This is a genomic window from Streptomyces lycii (assembly GCF_009735685.1).
In the GTDB taxonomy this organism is placed as follows: Bacteria; Actinomycetota; Actinomycetes; order Streptomycetales; family Streptomycetaceae; genus Streptomyces; species Streptomyces lycii.
In genome coordinates this window covers 1-11,184 of sequence record NZ_WHPN01000288.1, presented here as the reverse complement: position 1 = coordinate 11,184, position 11,184 = coordinate 1, and the positions used below count along the sequence as shown (strand labels likewise).

At 72.7% G+C, this 11,184-nt stretch carries 8 protein-coding genes and 1 pseudogene; 8 read left to right on the top strand and 1 reads right to left on the bottom strand.

The features are described 5' to 3' along the window. The 4 genes and pseudogenes from GCU69_RS32660 to leuE all read left to right on the top strand — a co-directional run. A pseudogene (locus tag GCU69_RS32660) lies at positions 1–359 on the top strand (hypothetical protein); the annotation flags it as partial. Next, positions 359–1,612, top strand: coding sequence for a hypothetical protein (locus GCU69_RS15705; RefSeq protein WP_098751128.1), 1,254 nt, complete (start codon positions 359–361; stop codon positions 1,610–1,612). The pseudogene GCU69_RS32660 and the gene GCU69_RS15705, both read left to right, overlap by 1 nt. Positions 1,613–2,752: 1,140 nt before the next feature. Next, positions 2,753–4,351, top strand: a complete 1,599-nt coding sequence (locus GCU69_RS15700) for an acyl-CoA mutase large subunit family protein (protein ID WP_156206388.1) — start codon at positions 2,753–2,755, stop codon at positions 4,349–4,351. Between the two features lie 317 nt (positions 4,352–4,668). Next, positions 4,669–5,352: a leucine efflux protein LeuE gene (gene leuE, locus GCU69_RS15695; protein WP_156206387.1), complete on the top strand. Its 684-nt coding sequence runs from the start codon at positions 4,669–4,671 to the stop codon at positions 5,350–5,352. A 94-nt stretch (positions 5,353–5,446) separates the two neighbouring features. Here the strand turns inward: leuE and GCU69_RS15690 are convergent, their stop codons facing one another. Continuing rightward, positions 5,447–6,151, bottom strand: a complete 705-nt coding sequence (locus tag GCU69_RS15690) for a FadR/GntR family transcriptional regulator (protein ID WP_098751131.1) — start codon at positions 6,149–6,151, stop codon at positions 5,447–5,449. Positions 6,152–6,354: 203 nt separating this feature from the next. On the opposite strand from GCU69_RS15690, the gene GCU69_RS15685 reads away from it, so the two are divergent. The 4 genes from GCU69_RS15685 to GCU69_RS15670 all read left to right on the top strand — a co-directional run bounded on the left by GCU69_RS15685 (position 6,355) and on the right by GCU69_RS15670 (position 10,909). Next, complete coding sequence (locus GCU69_RS15685) at positions 6,355–6,951, top strand: gluconokinase (RefSeq protein WP_156206386.1); 597 nt, start codon at positions 6,355–6,357, stop codon at positions 6,949–6,951. Next, positions 6,938–8,395: a GntP family permease gene (locus GCU69_RS15680; RefSeq protein ID WP_156206385.1), complete on the top strand. Its 1,458-nt coding sequence runs from the start codon at positions 6,938–6,940 to the stop codon at positions 8,393–8,395. The genes GCU69_RS15685 and GCU69_RS15680 overlap by 14 nt, the downstream gene beginning before the upstream one ends. Positions 8,396–8,568: 173 nt before the next feature. Continuing rightward, entirely contained in the window at positions 8,569–9,438 is an 870-nt protein-coding gene (locus tag GCU69_RS15675; RefSeq protein WP_218037932.1) for an alpha/beta fold hydrolase, read from the top strand. A gap of 853 nt (positions 9,439–10,291) precedes the next feature. Next, positions 10,292–10,909 (top strand): hypothetical protein, encoded by a 618-nt coding sequence (locus GCU69_RS15670; RefSeq protein ID WP_156206384.1) that lies wholly within the window; start codon positions 10,292–10,294, stop codon positions 10,907–10,909. Positions 10,910–11,184: the final 275 nt, after the last annotated feature.

Genomic DNA, 11,184 nt, shown 5'->3' with positions numbered 1-11,184 from the left:
CCGGCGGCGCGCTGCCGGGCGGAGAGGTCTCCGGCGGCCCCGCGACCGGCGGCTCCTCCGCTGCGGGAGACGCCGCCGGGGACACCTCCGGGACCAACGACAGGGGCAACGACAGGACCGGTGACCGGGCCGGTGGCACGGCCGGTGGCGGGGCCGGTGACGGGACCGGTGGCGCGGTCGGCGGCACCGTCACCGGCGGTACGGAATCCGCCGGTTCCGGTCCGGACGGCGGCACCGGCGGCCGGCCCGCTCCCGCGCAGGGCCTCGGTGGCGTACCGCCGCAGCGGGGACCGCAGTACGGAGCCGCCGCTTCCGCGGGTGTGACGGAAACGTGTGTGCGGACGCAGAAGGACATGTGATGGCCGAGGAAGGGTTCAGCTGGCTCGACGAGGACGCCACGGAGCGGTTGCTCCGCGGCGAGCCCGCCGATGCCCTGCCCGCCGTCGGCCCGGAAGACCTCGCCGCACAGGCGCGGGCGCGAAGACTCGCGGCCGCGCTCGGCTCCGTGTCCGCCCCGTCGCTCCTGGTGGACGGGGACGGGGACGGTGCCGCGTTCCCCGGTGAGGCCGCCGCCCTGGCCGCCTTCCGGGAGGCGAGGGCGGGCGCCCGGCAGGAGACGGCGGCCGCCGCCGGCGGCCACGCACCGGGCGCGGCGCCGGACGCGCCGTACGTCCCGGCACCCCGCGGCACGCCGATCGGCCGCAAGGTGATCCCCGGCCGCAGATTCCGGTTGGGGCGGCCGCTGCGCGCGGGCCTCTCGGTCGCGCTGGCGGGCTGCGCCCTGGGCGGCGTGGCCTTCGCGGCGGGTGCGAACGTGCTGTCGCCCTTCGACGCCGGACGCCCGGAACACGAGCCCCGGCGGAGCGCGTCGGCCGAGGCGACCCCTTCCCCGCTGACGTCCGGCGAGGCGTCGGCCGGTACGGAGCACGGCGGGCCGGACGGTGACGGCCGCAGCAGCGCACCGCCGTCGTCGACCGGACCGGGCGGTGACGGCCGGGACGGCGAGTCCCCCGGGAACGAGACGGAACGGGGTTCCGAGGGCGACCGGCGGGGCGGCGTCGGCATCCCGCCGGGGATCCCGGACACGGAACAGCGCCGGGAGGCGGTCGCGGCACTCTGCCGCCGGTACGAGGCGGGCAATCTCGAGCCGGACACCGAGCGTCGGCTGGAGAACGCCGCGGGCGGTCCCGAAGCGGTCGAGCGCTACTGCGGGAAGCTCGCCGGCACCGGAACCGGCGTCGGCGGCGGTGACACCGGCGGCAGTGGCTCCGGTGAGCAGAACGAGAACGGCCAGGGCGGGAACGGCGGGAACGGCGAGGAGTACGACACCCGCGACGGGTCCGGCGAAGCGGGCAGCGGTGGCCGGAACGATACGGGCGACGGCCTGCCGTCGACCGGCCGGCTCACCCCCGACGCCGGAAAGCCGGGCGGTGCCACTCAGGGTGACGACGGCGCCGGCGCGACGACCGGGCCCGGCACGGACACCGGTACGGAGCCGGACGGCGCGACAGGCACGGATACGGACGCGGACACCGGTGCCGGGGCGGACCCGGACTCCGGCACGAGCGCGGGTTCCGGCGCCGCGGACGCAGGGACCGGCGCGGTTTCCTGAACCGACGCCGTTTCCTGAACCGGCGCGGTCTCCTCGAACGGAGCCGTGTCCCGAACCGGCCCCGTGCCCCGAACCGGCCCCGTTTCCCGAACCGGCCCCGTTTCCCGCACCGAGCCGTTTCCCGCACCGAGCCGTCTCCGGCGAGCGAACCGGTGCCGGCTACTTGAACCGGCGGCCGGCTCCTCGAACCGGCGGGGGTACGGCCGCTGAAGTGACACGGCGGTACGGCCCGCGAAGAGACGACGGCACCCGGCCGGGCAGTGGAGCGACGTCGGCAGGGCCCGCGACCGGCCCGCGTCACGACGGGTGGAGCGGCGTCGGCGGGTCCCGTGGCCGGATCGCGGCACGATCGGTGGAGCGGTGTCGGCGGGTCCCGTGGCCGGATCGCGGCACGACCGGTGGAGCGGCGTCGGCGGGTCCCGTGGCCGGATCGCGGCACGATCGGTGGAGCGGTGTCGGCGGGTCCCGTGGCCGGATCGCGGCACGACCGGTGAGCCGCGTCGGCAGGGCGCGCGACGGACGGCGGCAGCCCGCTGAAGGACGGTGATACGGCCGCCGCGACCGGCTGATCGCGCCACCGGCCGCGACACGCCGAACCGGCCGGCGAACCCGTGTCCGCGGCCCTCCCACACGGTGTTCGGCCTGCTCCACGGCCTCCCGCCGGCCCCTTCCCACCGGCCCGGAAAAAACATCCGGCCACGGGTGTGACGTTTTTCGGCGGCGAGGCGCAGTATGAAGTGAGCCGACTGGTCATCGGCGGCGTGTGAGCCGGGGTTCCCCCCGTACCTGCGGCTCCACGCAACGGCGCGGGCGGGGCACGTTCCCCCGGCCCTGCCCGCGCCCTTTCTCCCGTACCGCTCTCCCCACCGCCGGAACGCCCGCTTCCGGAACGTCCTCTGCCGGAGCCCCCACGGCCACTGCACCCCCCCGCCGGAGCGCCCGGCCGCTGGAACGCCCGCCGCTGGAACACCTGCCCGCGGCTGCACATCTGAGCCCCGTACCCGATGCTGTGAGCAAGGTCCCAGCCTGTGCACCTCCACTGCTCGCGCGCCCGCCGCTACAGTCCGTGGCGGACGGCAGTGACCCAGGGGGAGCGCGCAGCGGCGGCTCCCCACAGGCATTTACCAGGAGGCAAGGCACATGGCGCGCGAGTCCGGCAGCAAGCGAATGACGGAATCCGGACTCCCGATCGAGCCGGTGTACGGGCCGGACGCCCTCGACGGCTGGGACCCGGCCGAGAAGCTCGGCGAGCCGGGCTCGTATCCGTTCACGCGCGGTGTCTACCCGACGATGTACACCGGCCGTCCCTGGACGATGCGGCAGTACGCCGGCTTCGGGACGGCCGTGGAGTCGAACAAGCGGTACAAGCAGCTGATCGAGAACGGCACGATGGGCCTGTCGGTGGCCTTCGACCTGCCGACGCAGATGGGCCACGACTCGGACGCGCCGATCGCGAGCGGCGAGGTCGGCAAGGTCGGGGTCGCGATCGACTCGATCGAGGACATGCGGATCCTGTTCGGCGGCATTCCGCTGGACAAGGTGTCCACCTCGATGACGATCAACGCGCCCGGTGCGCTGCTCCTGCTGCTGTACCAGCTCGTCGGCGAGGAGCAGGGGGTGCCGGCGGAGAAGCTGACGGGCACCATCCAGAACGACGTGCTGAAGGAGTACATCGCCCGCGGCACGTACATCTTCCCGCCCAAGCCGAGCCTGCGGCTGATCGCGGACATCTTCAAGTACTGCCGGACCGAGATCCCGAAGTGGAACACGATCTCGATCTCCGGCTACCACATGGCGGAGGCGGGTGCCTCGCCGGCGCAGGAGATCGCGTTCACGCTGGCCGACGGCATCGAGTACGTCCGTACGGCGGTGGCCGCCGGGATGGACGTGGACGACTTCGCGCCCCGGCTGTCGTTCTTCTTCGTCTCCCGGACGACGCTGCTGGAGGAGGTCGCGAAGTTCCGCGCCGCGCGCCGGATCTGGGCGAAGGTGATGAAGGAGGAGTTCGGCGCGAAGAACCCCAAGTCGCTGATGCTGCGCTTCCACACCCAGACCGCGGGCGTGCAGCTCACCGCGCAGCAGCCCGAGGTGAACCTCGCGCGGGTCACCGTCCAGGGCCTGGCGGCCGTCCTCGGCGGCACCCAGTCGCTGCACACCAACTCCTTCGACGAGGCCATCGCGCTGCCGACGGACAAGTCGGCGCGCCTGGCGCTGCGCACCCAGCAGGTGCTGGCCTACGAGACGGACGTGACCTACACGGTCGATCCGTTCGCGGGCAGCTACGTGGTCGAGAAGATGACCGACGAGGTCGAGGCGGCCGCGCTGGAGCTGATGCGGAAGGTCGAGGACATGGGCGGCGCGGTCAGCGCGATCGAGCGGGGCTTCCAGAAGTCGGAGATCGAGCGCAGCGCGTACCGGATCACGCAGGAGCAGGACTCGGGGGAGCGGGTCGTGGTCGGCGTCAACCGTTTCCAGCTGGACGAGGAGGAGCCGTACGAGCCGCTGCGGGTGGACCCGGCGATCGAGGCGCAGCAGGCCGAGCGGCTGGCGAAGCTGCGGGCGGAGCGGGACCAGCCGGTGGTGGACGCCGCGCTGGCCGCGCTGAAGGCCGCGGCGGAGGGCACGGACAACGTGCTGTATCCGATGAAGGAGGCGCTGGCCGCGAAGGCGACGGTCGGCGAGGTGTGCGACACGCTGCGGGAGGTCTGGGGCGCGTACGTGCCGACCGACGCGTTCTGACGCGGCGCGCGTCCGCTCCGTCCCGCCCGGCCGCTCCCTTTCGTCCGGCCCTGCCTTGCGCGCGGCCGCTCCCTTGCGCGCGTCGGGCCTCCACAGCACCTCCGGGCTCTCCGGTCCCTATGACATCTCCCCTACGACACCTCCCCTCCGACACCTCCCCTCCGACACTTCCTCTCCGGCATCTCCCTCCGTCTCTCCCGTCCGGCCTCTCCCTCCGCATCTCCCCACCGGCATCTCCCAACCGTCCCTTCCTGCCTGTCCGTCCGTATCGCAGAACGCCCGGACTTCGGCGGAAACGTTTGTGTGACAATCCGGCCATGCTGGGAGTGACGGATCTTCCGACGTATCTGGTGGGCCTGGCGCTGATCATCCTGCTGCCGGGGCCGAACTCGCTGTACGTGATATCGGTCGCCGCACGCAGGGGTGTGCGCACCGGTTACGCGGCGGCGTGCGGCGTGTTCTGCGGGGACGCCGTGCTGATGACGCTGTCCGCGGCCGGTGTCGCCTCGCTGCTCCAGGCCAACGAGATGCTCTACGCGGTCGTGAAGTACGCCGGGGCGGGCTATCTGACCTGGCTCGCGATCGGGATGCTGCGCGCCGCCGTCGGCATGTGGCGCGCGCGGCACGAGCGGACTCCGGCCGGCGGTGAGCGGGCCGCGGGCGTCGCGTCCGCCGGTTCCGGGGACACGGGCGGGACCGAGCGTCCGTACCGCCGTGCCCTGGTGATCAGCCTGCTGAACCCGAAGGCGATCCTGTTCTTCGTCTCCTTCTTCGTGCAGTTCGTCGACCCCGGGTACGCGCATCCCGGGCTGTCGTTCCTGCTGCTCGGCCTGCTGGCGACGCTCTTCAGCTTCGTCTACCTCACGGCCCTGATATTCGGCGGGAGCCGGCTGGCGGAGCAGTTCCGCAGCCGGAAGCGGCTGTCGGCCGGTGCGACGTCGGCGGCCGGGGCGCTCTTCCTGGGGTTCGCGGCGAAGCTGTCACTGAGCAGCGCGGGCTGACGGCCCGAGCAGCGCGGGCCGACGACCGCCGAGCCGAACCGACCCGGGGCTCCTGCCCGCACGCCCCCGCCGGTTCTCAGAGCATCCAGGGCGCTCAGGGCGCCAGTACGTCCAGCTCCGCCATCGCCCCGATGGTGATCTCCCGGGTCAGCCGCTCGGCGCGCTCCTCGTCGCCGCCCCGTACCGCCTCGGCGACCTGGACGTGCAGGGTGACGGCCGCCGGATCGGGGTCGGTGAACATGACGTGGTGCTGGGTGCGGCCGGTCAGCACCTCGGCGACCACGTCGCCGAGCTTCGCGAACATCTCGTTGCCCGACGCCCGCAGGATCACGTGGTGGAACGCCACGTCGTGCACGAGGTACGACTCCAGCTGCTGGCCGCGCGAGGTGGAGACCATGCCCAGCGCGTGCCGCGTCAGCTCCTCGCACTGCTCGGGACTCGCGAGCCGGGCCGCGAGCCCGGCCGCGATCGGTTCGACCGCCGAGCGCAGCACGGTCAGGGAGCGCAGCTGACGGGGCCGGTCGCGGCCGGCCAGCCGCCAGCGGATCACCTGCGGGTCGAAGACGTTCCACTCCTCGGTGGGCCGCACCGTCACCCCGACCCGGCGGCGCGACTCGACCAGCCGCATCGACTCCAGGACCCGCACCACCTCGCGGACCACGGTGCGCGAGACCTCGAACCGCTCCTCCAGCTCGTCCGTGCGCAGCACCGTCCCCGGCGGACAGTCGCCGGAGGTGATCGCCGGACCCAGGGACGCCAGCAGTGTCGCGTGCAGCCCCCGCCCCTCGCCGCTGGTCATTGAATCTCCGTTTCCGGCTCTGCGGTTTCCGGCTCCGCGCCGGCCGCCGCCCGTACGTCCCCTCGTACGCCCGTGTCAGCTTACGTGTTCCCTCGGCGGCCCAGATATGTATGACTTTTAAGTCACAGCCTCTTGAATACGTCGTATCTATGAGGTGGAGTGTGCACCGGCATCGAGGTCGACGAGGACAGCGAGGTTTGACGATGTCCACTCCCCACGTCGTGGTCGTCATGGGCGTGTCCGGCACGGGCAAGTCCACGGTCGGCCGGCTTCTGGCGGACCGGCTCGGCGTCCCGTACGCCGAGGCGGACGAGTTCCACCCGCCGGCCAACATCGCCAAGATGAGCGCCGGCAGCCCGCTGGACGACAGCGACCGGGAGCCGTGGCTCGATGCCATCGGCGCCTGGGCGGCGAGCCGCACCGGGCTGGGCGGCGTCGTCAGCTGCTCGGCCCTCAAGCGGGTCTACCGCGACCGGCTCCGGGCCGCCGCGCCCGGCCTCTTCTTCGTGCATCTGGCGGGCGACCGGGAGCTGATCGCCGGCCGGCTGGCGCGGCGGGAGGACCATTTCATGCCCGGCGCGCTGCTCGACTCGCAATTCACCACGCTCGAACCCCTCCGCTGCGACGAGCACGGCACTACGGTGCCCGTCATGGCGGAACCCGCGGAGATCACCGAGCGGGCCGCCGCCGCCCTGGCCGGTGCGGGAGAGCCGCCCGTCCACCCCCGTCCCCACCCGCAACCAGAAGCCGACCTCGCAGGTACTGAGAATTCAACGGAGCGTTCTCGTGGAAGCAATTGAGCCGGCGTACGGCACAGCCGTACTGCTGCTGATCGCGGCAGGCGCCGTCGCGCTGCTGCTGTTCCTGATCATGAAGGTGAAGCTGCACGCCTTCGTGTCACTGGTCCTGGTGAGCGTGGTGACGGCGATCGCCGTCGGCTTCCCGCTGGCCGACGTCCCCGACGCCCTGATGTTCGGCTTCGCCGACACCCTCGGATCGGTCGCCCTGCTGGTCGCCTTCGGTGTGATGCTGGGGCGGCTGCTGGAGGTCACCGGCGGCGCCCAGGTGCTCGCCGACACGCTGATCAGCCGGTTCGGCGAGAAACGAGCACCCCTCGCGCTCGGTGTGGCCGCGCTGCTCTTCGGCTTCCCGATCTTCTTCGACGCGGGCCTGGTCGTCTTCCTGCCGATCATCATGACCGTCGCGCGCCGCTTCGGCGGCTCGGTCCTGCTGTACGCCTTCCCGGCCGCCGGTGCCTTCGCGGCCATGCACGCCATGACCCCGCCCCACCCGGGTCCGGTCGCCGCGGCGGACGGCCTGGGCGGCAGCATCGGCGTCACGATGCTCGTGGGCATCCCCATCGCCGTGCTGGCCTGGTACGTCGGCGTCATGCTGGTCTCCCGCTACCTGGGCCGCAAGGTCTACGTGCCGGTGAGCAACATGATCTTCGGTGAGATCAACGGCGGCGCCGACACGAAGGCCGCGGACACGGCCGGAGACAGTGACGGCGACGGCGACCGGAAGGGCGGAGGAGAGGGCGAACCCGTGCTCGACCGCCGCCCGCCGTCCTTCGGCACGGTCCTCACGCTGCTGCTCGTGCCGCTGGTGCTGATCTCCTTCGACACCGTGCTGGACACCCTGGTCACCGCCGGGACGCTGGAGGAGGGCACGGGCTGGGCCGAGTTCCTGGGCCTGATCGGCAACACTCCGGTGGCGCTCATGATCACCGTCATCGTCGCGGTGCTCGTCCTCGGCCGTCCGCGCGCCTCGATGGCCCGCGTCAGCGACATCCTCGACGGGGCGCTCGGCCCCATCTGCTCGATCATCCTGATCACCGGTGCGGGCGGCATGTTCGGCGGTGTCCTGGAACTCAGCGGCATCGGTGCCGCCCTCAGCGGCTCGCTGTCCGACCTCGGCATGTCCCTGGTCATCCAGGCGTTCGTCATCGCCACCCTGCTGCGAGTCGCGCAGGGCTCCGCCACGGTCGCGATCACCACCACGTCCGGCCTCATCGCGGCCGCGGTGGCCGACGCGGGCCTGGGGGACTTCCAGATCGCGCTGCTGGTCGTCGCGATCGCGGCGGGCGCGACGGTGCTGTCGCACGTCAACGACTCGGGGTTCTGGCTGGTCAGCCGGTTCTTCGGGATGGATGTGAAGACGACGCTGAAGACCTGGACGGTGCTGGAGACGACGCTGGGCGTGTCGGCCTTCGGGCTCGCGGCTGTCGCGTACGCGTTCACCTGACGCGGACCGCGCGCCGCGCGCCAAGCGCCGCGCGCCGCGCGCCACGCGCAGGCCGACGCCGGGGGCCGGTCACCGAAGGGTGGCCGGCCCCCGGCGTGCGCGTTCGTGCCCGGGGCTCCGGGACCTTGGTAAATCGCTCGCACCGCGCGGCACGGAGCTGTGAGACTCCTGCCGTGCCTGCCACAGATGATCACCGCATCCCGACGTACGTCCTCGTTCACGGTTCGAACAGCAACTCCTCGGGCTGGGCCGCCGTCCAGCGGGAGCTGGCCCTGCGCGGCCACCGCACCCTGGCCGTGGACCTGCCGGGCCACGGCTTCGCCGCCGGGTTCAGCCGCGCGTACCAGGCCCCGCAGGACCTCGCGGAACTGGCGGTGGCGCCGTCGCCGCTGGCCGGGGTGACCCTGGCCGACAACGTCGAGCACGTCACCGGCATCGTCCGCCGGGTCGCGGAGCACGGCCCCGTGATCCTGGTCGGCCACAGCCTGGGCGGCCTCACGGTCAGCGGCGTCGCCACCGAGGTCCCCGAGCTGATCGACCGCCTCGTGTACGCCACCGCCTGGTGCTGCACGGCCGGCCCGGCCGCCCATTACGCGCAGTCCCCGGAGAACGCGACGAGCAAGCTCCCGGAGGCCGCCGCCGCGATGCTCGCCGATCCGTCGCGGACCGGGGTCTTCCGGCTCAACTGGCGCACCGCGGACCCGGAGGCGTACGCGGCACTGAAGGCCGCCACCTTCGCCGAGGGCAGCGACGCCGAAGTCCTCGCCTTCCTCAACACCCTGGAGCCGGACGAGTCGGCGGCCGTCGGCGCCTCGGACGCCCGCATCGACGCCGGGACCCTCGCCCGCGTACCGCACAGCTACATCCGTTTCACCGCGGACGAGTCCATTCCGGTCGCCCTCCAGGACCGCTTCATCAAGGACGCCGACGCGCTGACCCCGGAACACCTGTTCGACGTCCACACCCTGGAGGCGAGCCATGTCGGCCCGCTGGCGCGTCCGGAGGAGTTCGCCGGCATCCTGGCGGGCTTCGCGGTGCGCTGACGCGGCCGCCGGCCGCCGGCCGCCGCACCGGCCGCCGCACCGGCCGCCGCACCGGCGGATACCGGAAGGGCCGGGCGGGGCCGGGCGTACTCCGAGGCGCCGAGGGCGCGGACGGAGGTTTCGCCCCCGCCGTACCGGCACCGCGCCGTACCGGTACCGGGCCGTGCCGGTACCGGGCCGTGCCGGTACCGGGCCGTATCGGCGCAGGTCGTCACGGACCGTCCGGTGCGGCGGGGTACGCTCTCACGACCCCAACGATCACCACCAGCCGGCCAACACGCCGACGACAGAGGCAGTTTGGGGCGGGAGTGGAGTACGGAAGGGGCTGCGGTTGAGGGAGCAGCAGCGACAGCAGGGGTCCGGGCGCGGGCGGGCCCGGCCTGCCGTGACGCGTGATACGCCGCCGGCCGGGAACCTTGTCCGGACCGGCGTCGGCGCCACCCCCGCCCCGCGGGAGGTGCTGGCGCTCCAGCGGCTGGCCGGCAATGCCGCCACCGCCAGGTTGCTCGCGCAGCACAGCCAAGGGCAGGGCGACGGGCAGGGCGACGGGCAGGACGGCCGACAGGACGGCCGACAGGGCGTGAGCGGCGGATCCTCCAGCGGACAGCAGCAGCAGCGGCCGGGCGCGGTGACGCCCGTGCAGCGGGCCACCGGGCGGGGCGTTGCCGAGCGGGTGGTTTCCGCTAGCGCGCCCCGCGGTGCCGCGCCCCGCGGTGCCGCGGTGCCGGTCCAGCGGCACCCCGCTCGGGAAGTCACAGCCGAGACCGGGACCGGGACCGGGAGCGAGGCCGAGGCCCGTACGACCGGGAGGCGGACGGGCGTCGGTGTGCCCGCCGTCCGGACCGTCCAGCGAATGCCCTGGCCCGACCCGGCCGCGGCCCACCGGCGCATGCTGGAGCAGGGTTGGCGGAGGACCGAGGACGGCGGGTACACCAGGGCCCCGGTGCCGGAGACCGAGGAGTCGGCCGGTGGCCAACAGCCCGGGACCGCGCAGCAGGAACAAGGGGCGGACGCGGAAGGCGACATCACGCTTCGCGTGCTGGTGCGGAAGAACGCCAGTTTCCGCGACGAAGACTACTTCGAGCGGGTCGGTCACTCCTGGGTGGCGTTCTACAAGGACGACAAGTTCCAGTTCTCCGCGGGCTTCTATCCCAAGGGCGGGCAGATCAACCAGGAGGCGCCGCACCGGAGTGTGCCCGGCGAGGTGCGGATGAATTACGACGACCCGGGCGGCGCGACCACGGATCTGTCGGTCCCCCTCACCCAGAAGCAGTTCTCCAAATCCCAGAAGTACATCCAGGAGAACCTGAACCACGAATACAACGTGTTCCGCTACAACTGCTCCGACTTCGTCATCGGAGTGCACAAGGCCGCCACCGGACACAGTCCGCCCGGCCGCAATCTGCTGATGCCGAACAACCCCAATGACCTGCACTCCGGCATCAAGAAGCACAAGAACAGCAAGAAGTAGAGCAGGATTCGGGCAGGTGCCGGGTGCTGACCGGCGCGGCTGGCCCGTACACACGGCCACCGCGTACACACGGCCACCGCGTCGCGACGTGATCCGCGGGCGGGCCTTCCTGGCAAGGCGACCCGGACCGATCCGGTACGGGTCGTCCACTCCACGCTGACGGAGCGCCTCCGGTTGTAGCGGGACAGCCGCACAGCGATTGGCCGGACCGCCCGGGAGAGGACTCTCCGGGCGGCCCTCGCGCTCCGGCCCGCCGCTCCCCGGGCCCGGACCGT